The organism is Luteimonas yanweni, assembly GCF_039548475.1.
Lineage (GTDB): Bacteria > Pseudomonadota > Gammaproteobacteria > Xanthomonadales > Xanthomonadaceae > Luteimonas.
On sequence record NZ_JBCLVC010000014.1, the window covers coordinates 236,058 to 260,098 of the forward strand.

19 protein-coding genes and 1 pseudogene are annotated in these 24,041 nt (G+C 72.1%); 17 read left to right on the top strand and 3 right to left on the bottom strand.

Translation table 11 applies throughout. The features are described 5' to 3' along the window. The first annotated feature begins 64 nt into the window (after positions 1–64). Together gap and WCE39_RS11275 are read left to right on the top strand one after the other, a co-directional pair. Positions 65–1,069: a type I glyceraldehyde-3-phosphate dehydrogenase gene (gene gap / locus WCE39_RS11270; protein WP_343276768.1), complete on the top strand. Its 1,005-nt coding sequence runs from the start codon at positions 65–67 to the stop codon at positions 1,067–1,069. 331 nt (positions 1,070–1,400) lie between these two features. Continuing rightward, entirely contained in the window at positions 1,401–4,160 is a 2,760-nt protein-coding gene (locus tag WCE39_RS11275) for a DUF2339 domain-containing protein (protein WP_343276769.1), read from the top strand. 52 nt (positions 4,161–4,212) lie between these two features. On the opposite strand, the gene WCE39_RS11280 is transcribed toward WCE39_RS11275, so the two are convergent. Both WCE39_RS11280 and WCE39_RS11285 read right to left on the bottom strand, forming a co-directional pair. Next, positions 4,213–4,902, bottom strand: a complete 690-nt coding sequence (locus tag WCE39_RS11280) for a DsbA family oxidoreductase (RefSeq protein ID WP_343276770.1) — start codon at positions 4,900–4,902, stop codon at positions 4,213–4,215. 5 nt (positions 4,903–4,907) lie between these two features. Then, positions 4,908–5,411, bottom strand: coding sequence for an RDD family protein (locus WCE39_RS11285; protein WP_343276771.1), 504 nt, complete (start codon positions 5,409–5,411; stop codon positions 4,908–4,910). 46 nt (positions 5,412–5,457) lie between these two features. On the opposite strand from WCE39_RS11285, the gene xerD reads away from it, so the two are divergent. The 3 genes from xerD (at position 5,458) to purL (ending at position 11,573) form a co-directional block, all read left to right on the top strand. Then, the gene (xerD, locus tag WCE39_RS11290) at positions 5,458–6,426 is read left to right on the top strand and encodes a site-specific tyrosine recombinase XerD (RefSeq protein WP_343276772.1); all 969 of its coding nucleotides are present in this window, start codon (positions 5,458–5,460) and stop codon (positions 6,424–6,426) included. Positions 6,427–6,605: 179 nt separating this feature from the next. Further along, on the top strand, positions 6,606–7,466 hold the full coding sequence (locus WCE39_RS11295; RefSeq protein WP_343276773.1) for a DsbC family protein: 861 nt from the start codon (positions 6,606–6,608) through the stop codon (positions 7,464–7,466). 87 nt (positions 7,467–7,553) lie between these two features. Continuing rightward, a complete protein-coding gene (gene purL / locus WCE39_RS11300) occupies positions 7,554–11,573 on the top strand; it encodes a phosphoribosylformylglycinamidine synthase (RefSeq protein ID WP_343276774.1) in 4,020 nt (1,339 codons plus the stop codon). A 98-nt stretch (positions 11,574–11,671) separates the two neighbouring features. Here purL and WCE39_RS11305 read toward each other — a convergent pair whose 3' ends face one another. Next, entirely contained in the window at positions 11,672–12,199 is a 528-nt protein-coding gene (locus WCE39_RS11305) for a hypothetical protein (protein ID WP_343276775.1), read from the bottom strand. A gap of 173 nt (positions 12,200–12,372) precedes the next feature. On the opposite strand from WCE39_RS11305, the gene gspE reads away from it, so the two are divergent. The 12 genes and pseudogenes from gspE (at position 12,373) to WCE39_RS11365 (ending at position 24,021) form a co-directional block, all read left to right on the top strand. Further along, the gene (gspE, locus tag WCE39_RS11310; protein ID WP_343276776.1) at positions 12,373–14,079 is read left to right on the top strand and encodes a type II secretion system ATPase GspE; all 1,707 of its coding nucleotides are present in this window, start codon (positions 12,373–12,375) and stop codon (positions 14,077–14,079) included. Positions 14,080–14,081: 2 nt separating this feature from the next. Further along, positions 14,082–15,299 carry a type II secretion system protein XpsF gene (xpsF, locus tag WCE39_RS11315; RefSeq protein WP_343276777.1) on the top strand — a complete coding sequence of 406 codons (1,218 nt, stop codon included), beginning with the start codon at positions 14,082–14,084 and terminating at the stop codon, positions 15,297–15,299. Between the two features lie 49 nt (positions 15,300–15,348). Continuing rightward, positions 15,349–15,777 (top strand): type II secretion system major pseudopilin GspG, encoded by a 429-nt coding sequence (gene gspG / locus WCE39_RS11320; protein ID WP_343276778.1) that lies wholly within the window; start codon positions 15,349–15,351, stop codon positions 15,775–15,777. A gap of 12 nt (positions 15,778–15,789) precedes the next feature. After that, a complete protein-coding gene (gene xpsH / locus WCE39_RS11325) occupies positions 15,790–16,263 on the top strand; it encodes a type II secretion system protein XpsH (protein ID WP_343276779.1) in 474 nt (157 codons plus the stop codon). Further along, entirely contained in the window at positions 16,260–16,697 is a 438-nt protein-coding gene (xpsI, locus tag WCE39_RS11330; protein WP_343276780.1) for a type II secretion system protein XpsI, read from the top strand. Before xpsH ends, xpsI begins: the two co-directional genes overlap by 4 nt. Next, positions 16,694–17,311 (top strand): annotated as a pseudogene (locus tag WCE39_RS11335) (prepilin-type N-terminal cleavage/methylation domain-containing protein); the annotation flags it as partial. The gene xpsI and the pseudogene WCE39_RS11335, both read left to right, overlap by 4 nt. A 134-nt stretch (positions 17,312–17,445) precedes the next feature. After that, positions 17,446–18,294, top strand: a complete 849-nt coding sequence (locus WCE39_RS11340) for a type II secretion system minor pseudopilin (RefSeq protein WP_343276781.1) — start codon at positions 17,446–17,448, stop codon at positions 18,292–18,294. Continuing rightward, a complete protein-coding gene (locus WCE39_RS11345) occupies positions 18,294–19,466 on the top strand; it encodes a PilN domain-containing protein (protein WP_343276782.1) in 1,173 nt (390 codons plus the stop codon). The genes WCE39_RS11340 and WCE39_RS11345 overlap by 1 nt, the downstream gene beginning before the upstream one ends. Then, on the top strand, positions 19,447–20,076 hold the full coding sequence (gspM, locus tag WCE39_RS11350; RefSeq protein ID WP_343276783.1) for a type II secretion system protein GspM: 630 nt from the start codon (positions 19,447–19,449) through the stop codon (positions 20,074–20,076). The genes WCE39_RS11345 and gspM overlap by 20 nt, the downstream gene beginning before the upstream one ends. Further along, positions 20,066–20,878 (top strand): hypothetical protein, encoded by an 813-nt coding sequence (locus WCE39_RS11355; protein ID WP_343276784.1) that lies wholly within the window; start codon positions 20,066–20,068, stop codon positions 20,876–20,878. The genes gspM and WCE39_RS11355 overlap by 11 nt, the downstream gene beginning before the upstream one ends. Before the next feature lie 27 nt (positions 20,879–20,905). After that, positions 20,906–23,131 (top strand): type II secretion system secretin GspD, encoded by a 2,226-nt coding sequence (gene gspD / locus WCE39_RS11360; RefSeq protein ID WP_343276983.1) that lies wholly within the window; start codon positions 20,906–20,908, stop codon positions 23,129–23,131. A 2-nt stretch (positions 23,132–23,133) separates the two neighbouring features. Further along, positions 23,134–24,021 carry a glycosyltransferase gene (locus WCE39_RS11365; protein WP_343276785.1) on the top strand — a complete coding sequence of 296 codons (888 nt, stop codon included), beginning with the start codon at positions 23,134–23,136 and terminating at the stop codon, positions 24,019–24,021. The last annotated feature ends 20 nt before the right edge of the window (positions 24,022–24,041 follow it).

Sequence of the window (24,041 nt, forward strand, 5' to 3'; positions counted from 1 at the left end):
ATAGGCGTTCTGCGTGTTCCACCCATCCCTGCCGCGGCGCACGGCACTACGGAGTCAGCATTCCATGGCGATCAAGGTAGGCATCAACGGTTTCGGCCGCATCGGGCGCAACGTCCTGCGTTCGGCGGTGGAGAATTTCGGCAGCGACATCGAGATCGTGGCCATCAACGACCTGCTTGAGCCGGACTACCTGGCCTACATGCTGAAGTACGACTCGGTCCACGGCCGTTTCGACGGCGAAGTCTCGGTGGACGGCGACACCCTGGTGGTCAACGGCAAGCGCATCCGCCTGACCCAGGAGCGCGACCCGGCCAACCTGAAGTGGGACGAGGTCGGCGCCGAGGTGGTGATCGAGTCCACCGGCCTGTTCCTGGACAAGACCACCGCCCAGAAGCACCTGGATGCCGGCGCGAAGAAGGTGATCCTGTCGGCGCCGTCGAAGGACGACACGCCGATGTTCGTTTACGGCGTGAACCATGAAAAGTACGCCGGCGAGGCGATCGTCTCCAACGCGTCCTGCACCACCAACTGCCTTGCGCCGATCGCCAAGGTGCTGCACGACAAATGGGGCATCAAGCGCGGCCTGATGACCACCGTGCATGCCGCCACCGCCAGCCAGAAGGTAGTCGACGGCCCGTCCAACAAGGACTGGCGCGGCGGCCGCGGCATCCTCGAGAACATCATTCCGTCGAGCACCGGCGCGGCCAAGGCCGTGGGCAAGGTGATCCCGGAGCTCAACGGCAAGCTCACCGGCATGTCGTTCCGCATCCCGACCTCAGACGTCTCCGTGGTCGACCTGACCGTCGAGCTGGAGAAGGGCGCGAGCTACGAAGAGATCAAGGCCGAGATGAAGGCGCAGTCGGAAGGCGCGCTCAAGGGCATCCTCGGCTATACCGAGGACAAGGTGGTCGCCACCGATTTCCGCGGCGACACCCGCACCTCGATCTTCGACGCCGAAGCCGGCATCCAGCTCGACGACACCTTCGTGAAGATCGTGTCCTGGTACGACAACGAGTGGGGCTATTCCACGAAGTGCCTGGAGCTGGTGCGCGTGGTGGCGGCGAAGTAAGCGCGCGACGCCAAGGAAATATCCGAAGCCCCGCCCAGTGCGGGGCTTCTTTTTGGTCCTTCTCTGAATCGCGGGAGGTATAGAAGGCGTGCGCTCCGTTGGGGCGTGCGCCGCCCGCTGCGGACGCAGGGGGGGATGCCCAGCCGGAATATGCGCTTCCTGCTCCCAGCGCCGGCGCAGCACACCCCCTGTGCGCGGGACGGGCAGCGCACACCCACAACGGAGCGTTAGGGCGTACCCCGCGCGCGGGACGGGCAGCGCGCACGACAACGGAGTCGTCGGTTAATGTTCCGGCCGGGGCCGCGGATGCGGCGGAGGCGGGATCCGGGGAATGGAATCGATGCTCATGCTGTTGGCGCTCGCCGTATTGGCGGTGCCCGTGCTGCTGGTCGTGGTGCTGGTGGCGCTCGGCAACCTGAAGCGACGTGTCGGCGAGCTGGAGGGTGAGCTGGGGCGGCTGCGCGCGGCGGAATGGACGGATCTGGCGGCGCAGCGTGCGCCGGCACGGGCCGGGGCCGCGGCTGGCGCGCCCGCAGCAGCCGTCAGGACGACGGAGCCGCCGCTGCCCGGGTCGAACCCGGCCCACGCCGGCGCTGCGCGATCGACCGCTGAACCGGCGGCTGCTCCGGTGTCGAGGCCGCCCGCCGCGCCGGCAACCATCGGGACGCCGAAGCTGCCGGCCGCACCGGGACGCGCCGTGCCGCCGCCGCGGCCGCGGCCGCGCATCGAACCGGTTCCCGGGACGGCATGGCCCGTGGCCGGGGCTCCGGCCATGTTGGATCGCCTGGCCACGATGGCCAGGCGCTGGTTCACCGAGGGCAACGTGCCGGTGAAGGTCGGTGTGCTGGTGCTGCTGGCCGGCGTGGCGGCGCTGCTCAAGTACGCCAGCGACCAGGGCTGGCTGACGCTGCCCATCGGCATGCGCCTGGCGGCCATTGCGCTGGCGGCACTGGCCGCGCTGGCGTTCGCGTGGCGCAAGCGTGAAAGCCACCGCAGCTTCGCGCTGGCGGTGCAGGGCGGTGCGATCGGCGTGCTGCTGCTGGTGGTGTTCGCCGCGTTCAAGCTCTATGGAATGCTGCCGGCGGCCGCCGCGTTCGCGCTCAGCGTGGGGCTGGTGGTGGCACTGGGCGTGCTGGCGGTGCTGCAGGGGTCGCGCACGATGGCGGTGCTCGGCATCCTGGCCGGCTTCCTGGCGCCGATCTGGCTGTCCACCGGCAGCGGCAACCACGTGGTGCTGTTCTCGTACTACGCGCTGCTCAACGCCGCGATCTTCGCGATCGCCTGGCTGCGCCCGTGGCGCGAGCTCAACCTGCTGGGCTGGGTCTTCACCTGGGGCATCGGCGTGGCCTGGGGCGTGCTTGCCTACGACCCGGAAAAGTACGCCAGCACGCAGCCCTTCCTGCTGCTGTTCTTCGCCTTCTACCTGCTGCTGCCGATCCTCTACGCGCGCAAGCGTGCGCCGGGCCGGCGCGACGTGGTCGACGGCTGCATGCTGTTCGGCACGCCGCTGGTGGCGTTCAGCCTGCAGGCGGCGCTGCTTGAAGGCGAGCGCATGCCCTTGGCGCTGTGTGCCCTGGCGCTGGCGGCCATCTATGGGGCGTTCGCGTGGTGGCACCGGCGCGGCCCGCATCCGCTGCTCGGCGAATCCTACGTGCTGCTCGCAGCGGGCTTTGCCACATTGGCGGTGCCGCTGGCGCTCTCGGCACGTGCGACGGCGGCGGTGTTCGCGATTGAAGGCGCGGCGCTGATCTGGCTGGGCCTGCGCCAGGAACGTCGGCTGCCGCAATGGACCGGCGCCGGTCTCCAGATCGCAGCGGCAGTGGCGTTTTTCATCGGCGTGGCCGACCTGCCCCGGCCTGCGCTCGCGCTCGCCAATCCGGTGTTCACCGGCGCCCTGCTGCTGGCGCTGGCAGGCTTTGCCAGTGCGTGGTGGTATCGCGGCGCCGGGCGATCACCGGCCGCGGCGGCGTTCTATTGCTGGGGCCTGGCCTGGTGGTGCGGCAACGTACTGCACGAGGTGGGCGCGCATGTCGCGTACGCACTGCGCGCCGACGTGCTGCTGGCTGCATTGGCGGTGACCGCCGTACTGGCGGCGCTGGTGCATCGTCGTCGTCCTGCGACGGCGCTGGCGCTGACCGTGCTCGGCACCTTCGTGCTGGCGGCCCCGCTGGCATTCGCCCAGATCGGGATTCGTGGCCAGCCGCTCGCAGGCTGGGGCGCGGCGGCCTGGTTGCTCTTCGCCGCCTGCGGGGTGCAAGCCCTGGTGTGCCTGCGCGAAAGCGGCGGGCGCGTGGCGGTCGCGGCGCAGTTCGCCTGGTGGCTGTTGTGGCCGGTGGTGCTTTCGCTGGCGGCGGGTGAGTGGGCGCGTGCGCAGGCCTTGGGCGGCGGCTGGCAGCTGGCGCTGCCGGCCCTGCCATGGCTGGCGCTGCTGGCGCTGCTGCAGTTCCGCTGGCGCTGGCTGCGGCAGCCGCTGGGTGCGGGTTTCGATGCATCGCGCGGCGCGCTGCTCGGCGTGTCCCTGGCGGTGGTGGGCCTGGGCTGGCTGCGCGCCCTGCGCGATGCCGGCGACAGTGCGCCGCTGCCTTGGCTGCCACTGCTCAACCCGCTGGATCTTGCCCAGCTCGTGGCGCTGGGGCTGTTCGCATGCTGGCTGTGGTCGGCGCTGGCACCGCTGGAGTTCGTCCGGCGCCGGATCGCCCTGCTGTCGGCGGCCGGTTTCGTGCTGGCGACCTGCGTGACCCTGCGCGCGGTGCATCACTGGGGCGGCGCGCCCTGGGGCGAGGCGCTGTGGTCAAGCGGTCTGGCGCAGACCGCGCTCACCGTGGTCTGGAGCGTGCTCGGGGTCGGCGGCTGGATCGCGGGATCGCGGCGCGGCCAGCGCACGCTGTGGCTCGCGGGCGCGGTGCTGATGGCGCTGGTGCTGGCCAAGCTGGTGCTTGTCGATCGCCAGCACCTGGGCAACCTGCTGGGCATCGGCTCGTTCATGGCTTACGGCCTGCTGTGCACGCTGGTCGGCTGGTTCGCGCCGGCGCCGCCGCGCGCAGGCGCCGACCCGGACGCTGCCGGGGCGGAGGCTCCGGCAGGCGTCTGAGCAACCCGGGCAGGGACACGCAGCGTCGTGGGTTCCGCCGCGGGACGGGCGCTCAGGCGTTGCGGCCTTCCGGGCCGCATGCGCCGCCGTCGGTACCGCTACCGACGGCGGGCGTCGGCGCCAGCTTCCGCAGCGCTTCCGCAAGTGCTTCCGGAGGATGCGCGCCCTGGATGCCGTGTTCGCCATCGATGACGAAGGTCGGCACCGCACGGATGCCCATCGCCCGCGCGCGGCCGAGTCCAGCCTGGACCTCCGCCAAGCCTTCGTCGGACGCGAGCATCGCGCGCACGCGGGCCGCGTCGAGGCCGCCGGCGGATCCCGCCGCCACCAGAACCACGGGGTCCGCCAGGTTGCGACCTTCGGCGAAATGGGCGTGAAACAGCGCTTCGGAGACCGCATCGGCATCGCCTTCGCGCGCCGCCAGCCACATCAGGCGGTGCGCGGGCAGGGTGGTGACCCGCACCTGGCCGCGCTCGAAGTCCATCGGCAGGCCTTCGGCGCGCGCGGTGCCCTGGGTGCGGGCAAGCATCTGCGCCGCCTGCTCCGCACCGCCGAACTTGGCGGCATAGGCTTGGCGCAGCGGCACCGGCGTGGCGTCGGCGTCGGGATCGAGCAGGTAGGGATGCCAATGCACTTCGACCGCGGGCGCATCCTCGCCCAGCAGAGCGAGCGCGCGCTGCAGGCGGTGCTTGCCGATCCAGCACCAGGGGCAGACCAGGTCGGACCAGATGTCGATGCGCATGGGACTCACCTCTGCGGTCCGGGTTGGTGGACGACGCGCGTGCCGGCCGCACGGTCATGCCAGGTCAGGCGGTCACGGTCGATCCACGCCCACCAGAAGCCGAGTCCGGCAGCGGCCAGTGACAGGGTGGCCACGGCGTAGCGCAGCCACATCGCGGGCCACGCCGGCATGCCGCCGTCGGCGGTGACCACGCGCAGCCGCCAGGGCCGCATGCCCAGGGTCTGCCCGCCGCGGCGCCAGCTCACGGTGGCGTAGCCCCCGGTAATCGCCCAGCAGCACAGCCACAGCAGCCACTGCAGCAGGCTCCACGGCTCGATGTTCTCGCGGGTTCCGTGCCCGGCCAGGGTGTAGCCCAGCGCGAACAGGAAGCCGAGCAGGAACCATAGCGCCAGCACCGGAAGCAGGTCGTACAGCATGGACAGCATGCGCCGGCCGATGAACGCGCCGTGCCGGGCGCTGGCGCTGGCGGGCACGCCTGGCGTGGCGTCGGAGTGGGGGGCGGAGGACATCGCCACAGGATAGCCGGCGCGGCCCGCGCACCGCTAAGCTGTGGCGATGACCGCGTCCACGCCCGCCGAGCGCCGCACGCGCGCGATGCGGCTGCCGCCGCTGCGCGACGCCGACGCGCGGGCCATCGATGCCTTCATCGATGCCTGGTGGGCCGAGTCCGGCGCCGCCCGCCAGACCCTGGACAGCTACCGCCGCGACCTGGGCGGCTTCGCGCGCTGGCGCGACCGTGGCGACATCGCCGACGCCGGCCGCGGCGACCTCTTCGACTACCTGGCGTGGCGCAGCCATGGCGGCTGGTCGCCGCGCAGCAACGCGCGCCTGCTTTCGGCCCTGCGCGCCTTCTACCGCTGGCGCGTGCGCCAGGGCCTGCGCGCGGACGACCCGACCGCGCTGCTGGAGCCGCCGAAGCTGCCGCGGCTGCTGCCCAAGGCCCTGTCCGAGGGCGAGATCGACCGCCTGCTGGCCGCGCCCGAAGTCGACAGCGCCGATGGGCTGCGCGATCGCGCCATGCTCGAGCTGATGTACGCCTGCGGCCTGCGGGTGAGCGAGCTGGTGGGGATCGCGGCCAACGGCGTCAACCTGCGCCAGGGCGTGCTGCGGGTGTCGGGCAAGGGCGGCAGGGACCGGGTGGTGCCGCTGGGCGAGGAGGCGCGGCACTGGCTGGAGCGCTACCTGGCCGATGCGCGCCCGGTGCTGGCCGGCGGCCGCGCGATCCCGGTGGACGACAGTGGCGAAGCGCCGTTGTTCATCGGCCGCGGCCTGGCGCCGCCCAGCCGGCAGGCGTTCTGGGCCACGGTGAAGCGCCACGCGGCGGCCGCCGGCATCGATCCGGGGCGCGTGAGCCCGCACGGCCTGCGCCACAGCTTCGCCACCCACCTGCTCAACCACGGTGCCGACCTGCGTTCGCTGCAGATGCTGCTCGGCCACAGCTCGCTGTCCACTACCCAGATCTACACCCTTGTAGCGCGCGAGCAGCTCAAGCGGCTGCACGCGAAGCACCATCCGCGTGCATGAGGCCGCACGCGCATTGTCCGCGCGCACGTGAAGCCCGCGCGGCGCCGGCACCCGACGCGCGCCGCTGCCTGAAAGGCGGCGCAACGCCGGGCGTCGACCGGGCCATCCGCGCCGGGGTGCGTGCGAGAATGGCCAGCCAGCCGCCGGACCCGGGCGGCACCGTCGAGTCGAGACCGCGAATGAAGTCCTTGCTGCCCCTCCTCCTGTGTGCCGCCAGCCTCACCGCCTGCGCCCAGTCGCCGGGCGATGCCCCGGCAGGCGAAGTGTCGCCGGACGCGGCCACGGCCGGCGGCCAGGGACTTGCCAGCGCCGCGGCCGGGTCGGCCGAGGAGCGCGCGATCCAGGCGCTGCAGTCGATCAATCCACGGATCGAGGTCGACCACGTCGGCGCGGCGCCGCTGCCGGGCTTCCGCGAAGCGGTGGTGGGCGGGCAGATGGTCTACATCAGCGATGACGGCCGCTACCTGCTGCAGGGCGCGCTGTTCGACGTCCGCGAAAAGAAGGACCTCAGCCAGGCCGGCATGGCCGAGGTGCGGCGCGAGCTGCTGGCGACGATCCCGGCTTCGGAGCGCATCGTGTTCGCGCCGGCCAATCCCGAGTACACGGTCAGCGTGTTCACCGACGTGGAGTGCGGCTACTGCCAGAAGCTCCATGAGGACATCGAGGAATACAACCGCCTCGGCATCGCCATCGAATACCTGGCCTTCCCGCGCATGGGACCCGCCAGCGAGGACTTCGGCAAGATGGTGTCGGTGTGGTGCGCGTCCGACCGCCGCGCGGCGCTCTCGGCCGCCAAGCAGGGCCGGAAGGTGCCCGCGAGCGACTGCACCAACCCGGTCGCCAGGCACTACGATATCGGCCGCCGCGTGGGCCTGACCGGCACGCCGATGATCGTCACCGCCGATGGCACGCAGATGCCGGGCTACATGCCGCCTGCGGACCTTCGCGCCGCGCTGGACCGGCTCACCACCGACGCCGGTGCTACGGTGCCGGCCGCAGCCCCGGAAGCGGCCGTCCCGGGCGCCGCCGGCAGCCGCTGAGCCGCCGCTGAGCCGCCGGGCCGTACGCCGGCAGCGCCGCGGCTTCGCTACAATGGCCGGCCCGTTCCATCACGGTCGAATCCGGTCATGATCGTCCTCGAAGGCGCTCCCGCGCTGCCGCCGTTCCGGCGCGAACGCCTCCAGGCCCGCCTGCAGTCCATCGATCCCGGCATCCGCATCAGCGGGGCCTGGCATGTGTACTGGGTGCTCGCCGACGCCGACGCCGGCGCCGCGATCGACCGGCCGGCCCTGCACCGCATCCTCAAGGCCTCCGACGCCGCTGCGCCGGTGGAGCCGGGCGCCACCACGCGCTATGTCTCGCCGCGCCTGGGCACGCTGTCGCCGTGGGCGAGCAAGGCCGCCGAGCTGCTGCGCGGGGCCCGCCTGCCGGTGGCGCGCGTGGAACGCGGAACCCGGCTCGACATCGTCGGCTGGCCGGCCGATCCCGCCGCCGCCGCTGCGCTGGCACAGGCGCTGCACGACCCGATGACCCAGTCGCTGCTGGCCTCACACGAGGACGCCGGGGCGCTGTTCACCGTGCCGCCGCGCGGCGCCGTCGAAGTCATTCCGCTGGCCGGCCTGGAAGCCGCCAACCAGCGCCTGGGCCTGGCGCTGGCCGAGGACGAGATCGCCTACCTGCGCGAGCGCTACGGCGCGCTGGGCCGCGACCCGCACGACGTTGAACTGATGATGTTCGCGCAGGCCAATTCCGAGCACTGCCGGCACAAGATCTTCAATGCCTCGTGGACCATCGACGGCGAGGACATGCTGGCCAGGGGGAGCGCCGCCAGCGGTAGCCCGCAGTCGCTGTTCGGGATGATCCGCCACACCCACGCGCAAACCCCGGAGCACACGCTCTCGGCCTACAGCGACAACGCCGCGGTGGTCGAAGGCTATCCGGCGCGGCGCTTCCAGCCCGACCCGGAAAGTGCCGTGTACCGCGCCGGGCCGGAGCGCGACAGCGCGTTCTGCATCAAGGTCGAGACCCACAACCACCCGACCGCGATCTCGCCGTTCGCGGGCGCTGCCACCGGCGCCGGCGGCGAGATCCGCGACGAGGGCGCCACCGGCCGCGGCGGCAAGCCCAAGGCGGGGCTGGTCGGCTTCAGCGTCTCGCACCTGCGCATTCCCTCGCTGCCGCAGCCCTGGGAGGCGCCGCGCGCGCTGAATCCGCGCATGGCGCCGGCGCTGGAGATCATGACCGAGGGTCCGCTGGGCGCGGCCGCGTTCAACAACGAGTTCGGCCGGCCCAGCCTGGCGGGCTACTTCCGCAGCTTCGAGCTTGCCGAGGGCGAGGGCCTGGTGCGCGCCTACGACAAGCCGATCATGCTTGCCGGCGGCCTTGGGGCGATCGATCGCGACCAGGTCGCGAAGCTGCGGCTGTCGCCGGGCGACGCGGTGGTGGTGCTGGGCGGCCCGGCGATGCTGATCGGCCTGGGCGGCGGTGCGGCAAGCTCGGTGGCCTCGGGCGAAAGCGCCGAAGCGCTCGACTTCGCCAGCGTCCAGCGCGACAACCCGGAAATGGAGCGCCGCTGCCAGGAGGTCCTCGACCGCTGCACTGCGCTGGGCGAAGCCGGCAATCCGATCAAATGGTGCCACGACGTCGGCGCCGGCGGCCTGTCCAACGCCATCCCGGAGCTGCTGCACGACTCCGGCGTGGGCGGCGTGATCGACCTCGGCCGCGTGCCCAGCGACGATCCCTCGCTGTCGCCGATGCAGCTGTGGTGCAACGAATCGCAGGAGCGCTACGTGCTCGGCATCGCTCCCGGGCGGATCGCGGAGTTCGCGGCGCTGTGCGAGCGCGAGCGCTGCCCGTTCGCGGTGGTGGGCTATGCGACCGCGGAGGAACGGCTGGTGGTCGGTTACGGCGTGCTGCCGGCGCCGGCAGCGGCGGAGCACCTCGAGACCGTGACGCCCGCTGCCACGTTCGACGGCGCGGGGCAGGGCGCGGGCGATCCCGCCGCGCGGCCAGTGCAGCCGATCGACTTGCCGATGGACCTGATCTTCGGCAAGCCGCCGAAGATGCACCGCGACACCGGGCGTACCACGCCGTACCGCTGGCCACAGCTCAACGCCGTCGCCCTGGCCGCCGCCGGCCGCCCCGGCGAGGCCCTGCACGAAGCCGGCCTGCGCGTGCTCGCGCACCCGACGGTCGCGGCAAAGCAGTTCCTGGTCACCATCGGCGACCGCAGCGTGGGCGGCCTGACCGCGCGCGACCAGATGGTCGGGCCCTGGCAACTGCCTGTGGCCGACTGCGCGATCACCCTGGCCGGCTTCCACGGTCATTCCGGCGAAGCGATGGCGATCGGTGAACGCACGCCGCTGGCCCTGATCGACGCCGCCGCCAGCGCGCGCATGGCCGTGGGCGAGGCGATCACCAACCTCTGCGCGGCGCCGGTGGAATCGCTGGCCCGCACCAAGCTGTCCGCCAACTGGATGGCCGCCGCCGGGCACCCCGGCGAGGATGCGCGCCTGTTCGATGCCGTGCACGCCGTCGGCATGGAGCTGTGCCCGGAGATCGAACTGTCGATTCCGGTCGGCAAGGATTCGCTGTCGATGCAGGCGCAGTGGCAGGCCGATGGCGAAGCGCAGGCGTCGGTGTCGCCGGTGTCGCTGGTGGTCACCGCGTTCGCGCCGGTGGCCGACGTGCGCGCGCAGCTCACGCCGCTGCTGGTGCACGAGCCCGGTACCGAGCTCTGGCTGATCGGGCTGGGCGCCGGCAAGCAGCGCCTGGGCGGCTCGATCCTGTCGCAGGTGCACGGTGCCTTTGGCGGTGCCTGTCCGGATCTCGACGAACCGCGGCGCCTGCGCGCCTTCTTCGAGCTGATCCGCGACGCGCGCGAGGCCGGGCTGCTGATGGCCTACCACGACCGCTCCGACGGCGGCGTGTTCGCCACCCTGTGCGAAATGGCCTTCTGTTCACGCGTCGGCATGGACATCGACCTCGACACCTGGGGCGACGACCGCACCGAGAACGTGTTCCGCACCCTGTTCAACGAAGAGCTGGGCGCGGTGGTGCAGATCGCCGCCGGGGACCGCGTCGAGTTCGTCGACCTCATCGAGCGCCATGGCCTGGTCGAGTGCGCGCAGCGCATCGCACGCCCCACGACGGCCTCTTCGGTGCGCGTGCTCGACGACGGCGAGGTGGTTGCCGAGTGGGCCTGGCAGGACCTGATGGCTGCCTGGTGGTCGGTCAGCCACGCCATGCAGCGCCAGCGGGACAACCCCGACTGCGCCGATGCCGAGCGCGACACCGCGCTGCGCTTCGACGCGCCGGGCCTGCAGCCCGATCTCACCTTCGACCCGGGCGAGGACATCGCCGCGCCCTATGTCGCCAGGAGCGCGTCGCCGCGGGTCGCGATCCTGCGCGAGCAGGGCGTCAACGGCCAGGTGGAGATGGGCGCAGCGTTCACGCTCGCCGGCTTCGAAGCCGTCGACGTGCACATGAGCGACCTGATCGAAGGCCGCGCGCGGCTGGACGGTTTCGCCGGCCTCGCCGCCTGCGGTGGTTTCAGCTACGGCGACGTGCTGGGCGCCGGCCGCGGCTGGGCGACCTCGATTCTCGAGCGCGACATGCTGCGCGAGATGTTCACGCGCTTTTTCGCCCGTGGCGACAGCTTCGCGCTGGGCGTCTGCAATGGCTGCCAGATGCTCTCGCAGCTCAAGGACATCGTGCCCGGCGCTGCCCACTGGCCGGGCTTCCAGCGCAACCTGAGCGAGCAGTTCGAGGCGCGCCTGTCGATGCTGGAAGTGGTGGAATCGCCCTCGCTGTTCCTGCGTGGCATGGCCGGCTCGCGCATCCCGGTGGTGGTCTCGCACGGCGAGGGCCGCGCGGAGTTCGCCGATGACGCGGCCCGCGCCGCCGCCCGCATCGCCCTGCGCTACGTCGACGGCGACGGCCGCCCGGCACTGGCGTATCCCGCCAATCCGAACGGATCCGATGCCGCGGTCGCCGGACTCACCAGTGTCGACGGCCGGGTGACGCTGATGATGCCGCACCCGGAGCGCACCCTGGCCACGGCCAACTTCAGTTGGGCGCCGGCGGCATGGCCGGCCGGATCGCCGTGGCTCAGGATGTTCCGCAACGCACGGGCCGCCCTGGACTGACGGGCCACCGGGCGCCGGACACGTGGTCCCGGCGCCCTTCTCCCGCTGCCCATGCCATCCGGACGTCCGGATGGCGCGGGCCCGCGCATGCCAGCGTGTTACAGCGTGCCGATTTCCTCGGGGAACTGGTAGGCCGTCGCGGTGATGCCGGTACCCGGCGGCAGCGCGCAGCTGATCGAGGGATAGACAAACGCCGAGCCTCCGTTGTCCGACGCGTCCCAGGCGATCAGCGACGAGCTGCTGGATGCCGGCAGCGTGACCGACCGCGGCACGTACACCGGGGTGTTGAAGCTGTCGCCTGCATCGACGAAGGTGCAGTCCACGGAGATGTCGGCATCGGTGTTGTTGCGCAGGAACAGGCCGGCAAGCGTGACCAGCGGTGCCGCCGCGTTGGCGCCCATGAGCCCGCAGGTGACGAAGGTCGGCGAGGTGCCTTCGTTCTGGTAGCCGAGGGGCCGCTTGCGGATCGCCGTGTCGAACACGGGCAGCGCCGCCTGGCAGTTGTGCGTGGGCATGATGAATTCGGTGCGGACGATGGTGTCGGCGTTCGCGCTGCCGGCGAAGCCGGCGCCGGCGATCACCGCGGCGAGTGCGACAGGCAGGATTCGTGTGTTGTGGATGGCCATGTGCTGATGTCCTCGAAGGGTTGTGGCGGTCGGGTCGGGGCGTCGTTGGATGGAAGGAAACCCCTTTGGCCCAAACGGAGAATCCCACAAAAACCGGACACCGGCCCGCCGGACCCGGGCACCCGCGGCCGTCTGCTAAAGTCGGCCACCGCCTGGAATCACCTCCGAGACGAGTGAACAGCACCGACACGATCCACGTCTCCGCCGACGAACGCATTGTCGCCGCCCTGCTTGAAAGGGGCCGTCTGAAGGATGCCGACCTCGGCCGTGCGCGGCGCCTGCAGGAGGAAACCGGCGGCAGCCTGCTGTCGCTGCTCGGGCGCCTCGGGCTGGTGTCCGAGCGCGACCATGCCGAGGCCTGCGCGCAGGTGCTCGGCCTGCCGCTGGCCAGCGCCAAGGACCTGCCGGAGATGCCGCCGGACGGCACGCCGCTGACCGCGCGCTTCATGACCCAGTTCCACGTCGTGCCCGTGGGCGAGGACGACCGCGTCGTCGATGTGCTGGCCGCCGACCCGCAGGATCCGTACGCGCTCGACGCCGTGCGCCTGGCCACGGGCAAGGCCGTGCGCGCCAGCGTCGCCCTGCGCTCGGAAATCGCCGGACTGGTCGAGCGCTGGCACGGCCAGGGCCGCAGCGCGATGGGCGCCATCGTGGAAAGCGCCGAAGGCGACGGCGGCGACATGGACGACGTCGAGCACCTGCGCGACCTGGCCAGCGAAGCGCCGGTGATCCGGCTGGTGAACCTGGTGATCCAGCGCGCGGTGGAGCTGCGCGCCTCCGACATCCACGTCGAGCCCTTCGAGAACCGGCTGAAGGTCCGCTACCGCGTCGACGGCGTGCTGGAGGAGGGCGAGAGCCCGCCCACCAACCTCACCGCCGCCGTGATCAGCCGCATCAAGATCATGGCCAAGCTCAACATCGCCGAGCGCCGCCTGCCGCAGGACGGCCGCATCATGCTGCGCGTGCAGGGCAAGGAGCTCGACCTGCGCGTCAGCACCGTGCCCACCGCGCACGGCGAAAGCGTGGTGATGCGCCTGCTCGACCGCGAGACGGTGGTGTTCGACTTCCACCGCCTGGGCTTCACCGACGAGTTCCTGCCGCGCTTCGAACAGGTGCTGCAGCAGCCGCACGGCATCCTGCTGGTTACCGGCCCCACCGGCTCGGGCAAGACCACCACGCTGTATACGGCGCTGTCGAAGCTCAACACCTCCGACGTCAAGATCATCACCGTCGAGGATCCGGTCGAGTACCAGATCGAGGGCATCAACCAGATCCAGGCCAAGCCGCAGATCGGTCTGGACTTCGCCAATGCCCTGCGCTCGATCGTGCGCCAGGACCCCGACATCATCATGATCGGCGAGATGCGCGACCTCGAAACCGCGCGCATCGCGATCCAGTCCGCGCTCACCGGCCACCTGGTGCTCAGCACGCTGCACACCAACAACGCCGCCGGCGGCATCACCCGCATGCTCGACATGGGGGTCGAGGACTACCTGCTGACGTCCACCATCAACGGCATCCTCGCCCAGCGCCTGGTGCGCAAACTGGAGCCAACCCACGCCGAGCGCTATCCGGCCTCTCCGGAAGAGATCGCGAAGTTCGATCTGCGCCGCTTCCAGCCCGAGGGCGAGATCGCACTGTACCGTCCGCGCGGCTCGGCGATCGCGCCGACCGGCTACCTCGGCCGCACCACCATCGTCGAGTTCCTGGTGATGAACGACGCCCTGCGCCGCGCGGTCATGCGCCATGCCGGAATGGGCGAACTGGAGCAGCTCGCGCGCGAGTCGGGCATGCAGACCATGTACGAGGACGGCATCCGCAAGGCCCTGGCCGGGCAGACCACGATCGAGGAAGTGCTGCGCGTCACCGAGGACGCCTGAGCATGGCGCTGTACCGCTACAAGGCCCTCAACAGCCGCGGCGAGACCCTGGACGGCCAGATGGAGGCCGCGAGCGACGCCGAGGTGGTGCTGCGCCTGCAGGAGCAGGGCCACCTGCCGGTGGAGGCGCGGCTGGCCAGCGAGGGCGGCGGCGAGGGCACGCTCAAGGCGCTGTTCAAGCCCAAGCCGTTCTCGGGCGAGCGCCTGGTGCAGTTCACCCAGCAGTTGGCGACCCTGCTCGGCGCCGGCCAACCGCTCGACCGCGCCCTGACCATCCTCCTGGACCTGCCCGAGGACGAGGCCGCCAAGCGCACCATCACCGACGTCCGCGACCAGGTGCGCGGCGGCACCGCGCTGTCGACCGCGCTGGAGCGCCAGCACGGCAGCTTCTCGCGCCTGTACATCAACATGGTCCGCGCCGGCGAGGCCGGTGGCACCCTGCAGGACACCCTGCAGCGCCTGGCCGACTACCTGGAGCGCTCGCGCGCGCTGCGCGGCCGGGTGATGAACGCGCTGATCTACCCGGTGATCCTGGTGGTGATGGTGGGCCTGGCGCTCCTGTTCCTGCTGGGCTATGTCGTGCCGCAGTTCGGCGTGATGTACGAGAGCCTGGACGCCGAGCTGCCGTTCTTCACCCGGGTGGTCCTTGGCCTGGGCGAGCTGGTGCGCGACTGGTGGATCATCCTGTTGGCCGTGCCCGCGCTGGCGGCGCTGTGGTTCGACCGGCGGCTGCGCGATCCGGCGTTCCGCGCACGTTTCGATGAATGGCTGCTGGGGCGGAAGTTCATCGGTGGCCTGGTGGCGCGGATCGAGACCGCGCGCCTGATGCGCACCCTGGGCACCCTGCTGAAGAACGGCGTGCCCCTGATCGCGGCCCTGGGCATCGGCCGCAACGTGCTCGGGAACCGCGCGCTCGCCGCCGATGTCGAAGCCGCGGGCGACGAGGTCAAGAACGGCGTCGCGCTGTCCACCGCGCTGGCCCGGGGCAAGCGCTTCCCGAGGCTGGCGCTGCAGATGGTGCAGGTCGGCGAGGAGTCCGGCGCGTTGGACACGATGCTGCTCAAGACCGCCGACACCTTCGAGGCCGAAACCGGCCAGGCGCTGGACCGCATGCTCGCGGCCCTGGTCCCGGTGATCACCCTGCTGCTGGCGGTGGTGGTCATGGTGGTGATCCTGGCGGTGCTGGTGCCGATCTACGACCTCACCAATGTCATAGGCTAGGGGCCTGCCCGGCCCCGGGCGCCCGACTCAACCATTACAGGCAGGTTCCATGCACAAGCGTTCCCCCACCCGTTCCCCCCGTCCCTCGCAGGGCGGCTTCAGCCTAATCGAGATCATCGTGGTGGTGATGCTCATGGGCGGCATCGTCGCGTTCGCGGCCTCGCGCATCATCGGCGGCGGCGACCGCGCCAAGGTCCGCCTGGCCGAAGCCCAGGTGCAGACCCTGGCCGAGAAGGTCAGCCAGTTCGAGATGGACACCGGCACCCTGCCCAACGCGTTGTCGGAGCTGGTCAATTCGCCCGGCGGCACCGCGGGCTGGCTGGGTCCGTACGCCAAGGCCTCCGAACTCAACGACCCCTGGAACACGCCCTACGAGTACCGCACGCCGGGCGATGCCGGTCCCTATGACATTGTCAGCTACGGTGCCGACCGCAAGCCCGGCGGCGAAAGCGTGGACGCGGACATCCGCTACGAATAGGGAGCCGCGGGAATGAACGCCGGGTGCGGCGGGGCGCGCCGCTGCGGCGGCTTCTCCCTGCTCGAACTGCTGCTGGTGGTGGTGCTGATCGCCGCCACCGGCGTGCTGGCCGCGGGCGTGGTCGGTGGCGGTTTCGCGCGCATGGAGCTGCGCAGCCACACCAGCGACGTCGCCACCCAGCTGCGCTTCACCCGCGCCCGCGCGCTGGACACCGGCTCGCCGCAGACCTTCAGCATCGATCCACGCGGGCACCGCTGGCAGGCCGCGGACGGACGCAGCGGCGAGGTGCCGGCGTCGCTGGGCATCCACTTCACCGGCGCGCGCGAACTGCAGCCGGCCGAAGGCGTCGGCGCGATCATGTTCTTCGGCGACGGCGCGTCCACCGGCGGGCGCGTGCAGCTCAGCCGCGGCGAGGCCGCGTTCGACATCGACGTGGCCTGGCTGACGGGCGAAGTGACCGTGCACCGGGCCGAGGCCCTGCGATGACGCGCGGCGCGCCCGATGCACGGCGGCAGCGCGGCTACACCTTGCTCGAGGTGCTGGTGGCCTTCGTGGTGCTCGCGCTGGCGCTGACATTCCTGCTTGGCACCCTGTCCGGCGGCACGCGCCAGGTGCGCTGGTCGGCCGACGCCGGGCGCGCCGCGCTGCACGCGCAGTCGCTGCTGGCCGATGTCGGCGTCGGCGAGGCGCTCCGCCCGGGGCGCGAGGAGGGCGACCTGGAGGACGGCCGCTACCGTTGGCAGATCGAGGTGGCGCCCTGGGTCGATCCACTGCGCCCGGGCGGCGCGCCGCAGGATCCGTTCGCCGCGCAGCTCATGCAGCTGCGCCTCGAAATTGCCTGGGGCGATGGCACGCGCGGCCAGCGGCTGGTGGTCGATTCGCTGCGCCTGGTGCAGCCGGCACCGGGGGACGCGCCGTGAGCCGCACGCGCGCCGGAGGCTTCACCCTGATCGAGGTCCTGCTGGCCACCGCACTGCTGGCCAGCGGCCTGGCGCTGGGCTTCGCCACCCTGCGCGCCGCCACCGCCACCGTGGACCGCGGCGAGACCATGGCCGCGCGCAGCGAGCGCATGCGCGCGGTGGAGGGCTTCCTGCGCCGGCGCCTCGCCGCGGCCCAGCCCATCGCCTTCGGCCAGGACCCGGACAACGGCGGCGCGCTGCGCTTCATCGGCGAGCCCGAACGCATCCGCTTCGTCGCCGACCTGCCGAGCTACCTCGGCCGCGGTGGCCCCCACCTGCATGACATCGCCGTGTACGGGCAGGGCGACGACGCGACGCTGGCGGTGTCGTTCGCCATGGCGCTGGCCGGTGAAACCGTCGAGGAAGACCAGCCGCGCGATCCGGAGCCGCTGGTCGAGGGCCTGACCGGGCTGCGCATCTTCTATCGCGGCCTCGATGCCGACGGCGGCCTGACCGACTGGCTGGATGCGTGGGACTCGTATGAATCGCTGCCGCTGCAGGTGTCGATCGAAATCGAGAGCGCCGACGGCGGCGCCTGGCCGCCTCTGGTGGTGGCCCTGCCGCAGGCCGCGAGCACGCCGCAGATGGGCGGTGGCCGTTCGCGCCTGGGGCCGTCGCAGCGCGGCGTGCAGCGCCCCAGCCAGCGGCCGGCGCGCGACGGCCGTTCCGATCGCATGCGCGGTCGCGGCCTGCGGCCGGGGAGGCGCTGATGACGAACCAGCGGGGCGCAGCCCTGATCTTGGTGATGTGGCTGGTGGCGCTGTTGACGGCGCTCATCGGTGCCTATGCGGCCACCGCGCGCATCGAATACATGCAGGGGCGGGGCCTGCACGGCGCGGTCGTGGCGGAATCGGCTGCGCGCGCCGGGCTGGAGTACGCCCTGGTGAAGGTGCAGTCGCCGGAGCCGGACTACGCCTGGATGCCCGATGGCCGCCCGCATCGCTGGAGCTTCGGCGCGGCGACGCTGGAGGTCCGGATCGTGGACGAGTCCGGAAAGATCGACCTCAACGCCGCGGACGCGGGCCTGCTGTCGTCGCTGTTCCGCGCGCTGGACATCGAGCAGGATCGGGCCGACGCGGTCGCGGCGGCCATCGTCGACTGGCGCGACGTCGATGACCTCACCCAGCCCATGGGAGGCGCCGAGGCGCCGCAGTACGCCCAGGCCGGACGGCCGTACGGCGCGAAGAACGCGACGTTCGACACCGTGGCCGAGGTCGAGCAGGTGCTGGGCATGGACCGGACCCTGTTCGAGGCCGCGGCGCCATACCTCACCGTGTTCAGCGGCCTGCCGCACCCGGACCAGCGCTTCGCCGGTGGTCCGGTGCTGCAGGCGCTTGGCGTCGACCCGCAGGCGGCCCTGATGCAGCGCGGCGCGGACGATGCATTCACGCCCGATCTCGTGGGCGGCGGCAGCGGCACGTATAGTATCGACAGCCGCGCACGGCTCGCCGATGGTCGCCAGGCCGTGCTGCGCGCCGTGGTTCGCGCAGGAGGGGGCGGATTGCCGGGTGCGGCGTACGTCCCGCTGCAATGGGAAGAGGGAGCCACGCCGCGCTGATGGCAGTCGCAAACGACACCGCTGCTGTAACACCGCGTCGCCAGGCGCTCGGCCGCCTGGGCGGGTCGCTGCGTCCGCGGGTGTCCGGCTTCTGGCGCTGGTGGACGCAGGCGCTCGCCACCTGGCTGCCGCTGCGCCTGCGCGAGATGTTCGGGCTGGCGCGCGAGCGCCTGCTGCTGCAGGTGACCGCCGACGGCCTTCGCCTCTCGATCGACGGCGGCGCCGGCACGCGGACCCTGGGCGACCTGCCGCCGCTGCCGGAAGGCGTCGACGACCCGCTGGCCTCGCTGCTGGCCCAGCGCGTGGCCAAGCTTCCGCGCTGGCTGCTGCTGCCCGAAGCGGCCGCGCTGCGCCGGCGCATGCCGCTGCCGGCGGCGGCCAGTGCGCGCCTGCACGAGGTCCTCGGCTTCGAGATCGAGCGCCAGACGCCATTCCCCGCCGCCGAGGTCGAGTACGACGCGCGCCTGGTGGGCCATCGCGCCGACGGCCAGGTCGAAGCCGAACTCGTGGTGGTCCCGCGGCATGCGCTCGAGGCGCGGCTGGCCGCGCTCGGGCCGCTGGCCACCACCCTGACCGGCGTCGACGTGGATGCCGGCGACGGCGCGGGCCTGGGCGTGAACCTGCTGCCCGGCGCGCGCCGCCACCGCCGCGTCGATCCATGGATGAGCTGGAATCTGGCCCTGGGCCTGGTGGCCGTGGTCGCCACCGCCGCCGCGCTGTGGCAGCTGCTGGACAACCGCCGCGCCGCCGCCGACGCCTTCGAAGCCGAGGTCGCGCAGGCCGCGACCCGCGCCCGCGGCGCCTCCACGCAGCGCCAGGCCCTGGTGGACCTGGTCGAAGGCATGGCCTTCCTGCAGGCCACCCGCGCCGCGCGCCCGACCACGGTGGAAGTGATGGACGAACTGTCGCGGCGCCTGCCGGACTCGACCTACCTGGAAAAACTGTCCGTCGAGGACACGCGGATCCTGCTGATCGGCCTGAGCAACGAGGCACCCTCGCTGGTGCAGCGGCTGGAGGGGTCGCCGCTGTGGCGTTCGCCGGCGCTGGCCGGGGCGCTGCAACCGGATCCACGCAGCGGCCGCGACCGCTTCACCCTGACCGCCGAACTGGTGGTGGCGCCGGCCGCGGCCGCGCAGGACCGGGAGCCCGCGCGTGCGCGAAGCAATCCCTGACCGCGACCGCTGGCTGGCGCTGGCGATCCTTGCCGGCGCGCTGGCCGTGGCCTACCTGGTGCTGGTGCACCCGTGGTGGACCGCGCCCATGCTCGAGGTCGGCGAGCGCATCGAAAGCCTGCAGCAGCGGGACCTGCGCGTGCGCATGGAGCTCGCGCAGGCGCCGCGCGTCGAGGACCGCATGGCCGAGGTGCAGGAGATCGCCGCGCGCGTGCCCGGCTTCATGGACGAGGGCAGCACGGAGCTCGCCACCGCGGCGCTGATCGCGCGCCTGGAAACCGCCGTGCTCGAAGCGAGTCCGGGCAACCGCAGCTGTGCCATCCGCAACCGCTCTCCGATGACCGAGCCGCGCCAGGGCCGCTTCCCGCGCGCCGTGGTCCAGGTGCGCCTGCACTGCGGCAATCCCGAGCTTGCCGCGGTGCTGCACTCGCTGGAGGGCGGCTCGCCGCGGCTGTTCGTCGACAACCTCAACGTGCTGGCCCCGCGCCAGGTCTTCGGCCGCGCCGGCAGCGGCGCCCAGGGCGCGGGGCTGGACATCACCTTCGACCTCTACGGCTACCTGCGGCCGGCGCCCGCCGTCCCCGGCCAGGGAGGCAGTGATGCGCGCTGAGGTCCCGGGCGCGCGCACCTGGGTGCTCGGCGCCGTGGCGCTGTGGGCGCTCGCGACCTGGGCGCTGGGCCTGTTCGGGCTCGGCGGCCGCGTTGACCGCCTGCCACCCGATCCCGAGCTGGTGCAGGCCCTGCCCGCGGCCATCCAGCCCGGCGACGAGCGCCTTGGCCCGCTGGCGCAGTACGCCGAACTGGGTGACCGGCCGATGTTCACCACCGACCGCCGGCCGCAGCCCTTCTTCATCAATCCGGAAGGCGAGGAAGCGCCGGCGGAGTTCGAGTACGTGCTGACCAGCGTCCTGCTGACGCCGGGCCTCCAGGTGGCGATCGTGCAGCCCGTCGTCGGCGGTGAATCGCTGCGCCTCAAGGTCGGCGAAAGCGCGGCGGGCGCGCCGGGCTGGCAGCTGGCGTCGATGACCCCGCGCAGCGCCGTGTTCGACGGCCCCGAGGGCCAGCGCACGCTGGAGCTGCGGGTGTTCGACGGCGTTGGCGGCGAAGCCCCGACCGCGATGTCCACGCCGTCCGCCCCCTCCGCCCCCCGGGATGCGCCGGCGCGTGGCCGTCTGGCCACCGGCGAAGGCGCGGATGCCGGCGACGAGGCCGGCAACCGTCCGGTGGTGGTGACGACCTCGAGCTCGCCCGCGCCCACCGAAGTCGAGGTTCCAGCGGCCGGACAGGCGCCCGCCGCCGACGCCTCCGCGGGCGCCTCCCCCGAAGACCAGGTCAATGCGATCCGCCAGCGCATCGAGGCCCGGCGCGCGCGGCAGCGCGAGCAGGCCCAGCAGGACGCGCAGAGCCAGTGACCGGCCGGAATCCATAGAATGCCCACGATGACCCCGACCAAGACCTTCAAGCCGGCGCTCGCCGCACTCCTTGCCACCCTGCTGGCCGCCTGCGCCTCGGTGCCGACGCCCGAGGTGCGCCGCGAGGCACGCACTCCGGCGCCGGTGATCCAGGTCGACGGCGTCCCGCGCGACGCCAGCGCGCCCTTTGGGGCCGGCGACGGCATCCTCGAGCAGGCGCTCCCCGCGGGACCGGTCGCGCAGAAGCACCGCGGCGACGGCCGCGTGATCAACGAATCGCTGGCGGCCTCGCCCCCGCCCAACCTCGCCGGCACCACGGGCGAGGCGACGTTCAATTTCGAAGGCGAATCGCTGCACGCCGTGGTCAAGGTGATCCTGGGCGACATGCTTGGCCAGAACTACGTGATCGCGCCGGGCGTGCAGGGCACCGTGACCCTGGCCACGCCGAAGACGGTCAGCCCGGCGCAGGCGTTGAGCCTGCTGGAGATGGTGCTGGGCTGGAACAACGCCCGCATGATCTATGCCGATGGCCGCTACAACATCGTGCCCGCCGAGGGCGCGGTGGCCAGCGGCGCGGTCGCGGCGCGCACCGGCACCGCCACCGGCGCACGCGGCTTCGAAACACGCGTGGTGCCGCTGCAGTACATCTCCGCGGTGGAGATGGAGAAGGTGCTGCAGCCGTATGCGCGCGCCAACGCCATCGTCGGCGTCGATGCCGGCCGCAACGTCATCACCGTCGCCGGCTCGCGCCAGGAGCTCGAGAACTACCTGCGCACGATCCGGATCTTCGACGTCGACTGGCTTTCGGGCATGTCGGTGGGCGTGTTCCCGCTGGTCGCCGGCCGCGCGCCGCAGGTGGTCGCGGACCTGGAGAAGGTCTTCGGCGCGGAGAGCAGTTCGCCGGTGGCCGGCATGTTCCGCTTCATGCCGCTGGAAGGCGCCAACTCGGTGCTGGTGATCACCTCGCAGCCGTCCTACCTCGACCAGATCGAGCAGTGGATCGCGCGCATCGACGGCGCCGGCGGCGGCGTGCAGCTGTTCTCGTACGAGCTGAAGTACGTCACCGCCAAGGACCTGGCGCAGCGCCTGTCCGAGGTCTACGGCAGCAGTGGCGGGCGCCCCGGTGGCGGCAGCCGCGGCGGTGCCTCGCTGATGCCGGGCCTGGAGGCGACCGAGATCAGCGACGGCGGCATGGACGGCGGCATGAGCAGCGCCACCATCGGCGGGCGCGATGGCGGCATGGGTGGCGGTGGCAGCGGCGGCCTGGGCGGCGGTTCGCTGTCCCTGGGCGAGCGCCAGGGCGGAAATGCGTCGGTGACGCTGGAGGTCGACGGCGCGGAGGTCGGCGTGTCCGCGGTCGACGAGACCAACACGCTGCTGGTGCGCTCCACCGGCCAGGCCTGGCGCTCGATCCGCGAAGTCATCGAGCGCCTGGACGTGATGCCGCTGCAGGTGCACATCGAGGCCCAGGTGGTGCGCGTCAACCTCAGCGGCGACCTGAGCTACGGGGTCAACTGGTTCTTCGAGCGCGCGGTGACCGATGCCGGCCTGCCCAGCGCCGTGAACCGCGACACGTGGAGCGCGATCGCCGGCAACGTCACCGGCACCACCACCGGTGGCGTCGGGCCCGGACTCGCCTGGACCTTCCTTGGCCGCAACGCGGCGGCGATCATCAGCGCCCTGGACTCGGTCAGCGACGTGCAGATGCTGCAGACACCGTCGATCCTGGTGCGCAACAACTACGAAGCAACGCTGAACGTCGGCGACCGCATCCCGATCACCTCGATCAGCTACAACCCCGGTTTCGGCGGCGGCGAGACGGTGGGCCAGGTCCAGTACCTCGACACCGGCACCATCCTCAAGGTGCGTCCGCGCGTGACCAGGGACGGCACCGTGTTCCTCGACATCGTGCAGGAAGTCAGCAACCCGACCGACACCGACGCCAACGGCAACCGCACCATCAACACCAACCGGATGAAGACCAACGCCGTGGTCCAGAGCGGCGACACGGTGATGCTGGCAGGCCTGATCACCGATGGCACCGAGCGCGGTTCGAACGGCTTTCCGGGGCTGAGCCGGATCCCCGTGCTCGGCGGCCTGTTCGGCCAGCAGAGTTCGGTCACCAGGCGCAGCGAGATCGTGGTGCTGATCACGCCCACGCTGATCCGCAACCAGCAGGACGCGCGCGACCTGACCGACGAATACGGCCGCCGCTTCCGCGCGCTGGAGCCGCTGCACCGGACCACCGACTGAGCATGGCCGGCGGGCGGGGCGCCGGCGGGCCCGGGCCGCGGAGCGAGGTCCCGGGCGAGCTTCCGATCGTGCTGCTGCCGGTGGCGGTGGACGACGGCGTGCTGGACGCCTGCCTGGCCGCGCTCGACGCCGGCACGCCCGCGGGCACGCGGATCTGGTTGGCCGATGACGCCCAGGCCGGGCCGCGGGGCCTGGCCATCATCGAGCATTGGCTGCAGCGCACGCCGCTGCGCGCGGAATACACCCGGCGCCAGCGCCGCCTGGGCGAAGTCGCGCACCTGGACGAGGCCCTGGCCGCCTGCGGCGACGCCGACGTGATCGTGCTGGCCGCCGATGCGACTCCAGGCCCGGGCTGGGCCGCGAGGTTGGCCGCGTGCGCCGCGGGCGACGGCGCCATTGCCACCGCTACGCCCTGGTGCAACGCCGGCGAGACCGCTGGCTGGCCCGCCTGCGGCGAAGTGTCGCCGCAGCCCGACGGGACCGGGCTCGCGCGCCTGGCGCGGGCCGCCGCGGACATGCCGATGACCTCTCCGGAGCTGCCCTCCGCCATCGACCATGCAGTGTTCATCCGCGGCCGCGCGCGTGCGAAGGCGGGTGGCCTGGATGCCGCCAGCTACGCCTCCTGGTACGCGGCCCTGATCGACCTGTCGTTGCGCATGGCCGGGCTCGGGTGGCGCAACGTGCTGTGTGAAACGGCCTTCGTCGCCCGCGGTGGCGAAGGCGGCCCGGCCGGGGGCGACCTGGACGCGCTGGCCGCGCGCTGGCCGGGCTGGCATCCACGGCTTGCCGAATTCCTCATGCACGACCCGATCAGCGACCGCCGCCGGGCGCTGGCGCACCGTCTCGACACCCTCGAGCCCCCTGCGCAGCACGAGCTGTTCACGCCGTGAGCGCGCTGCCCGGCGCCGTC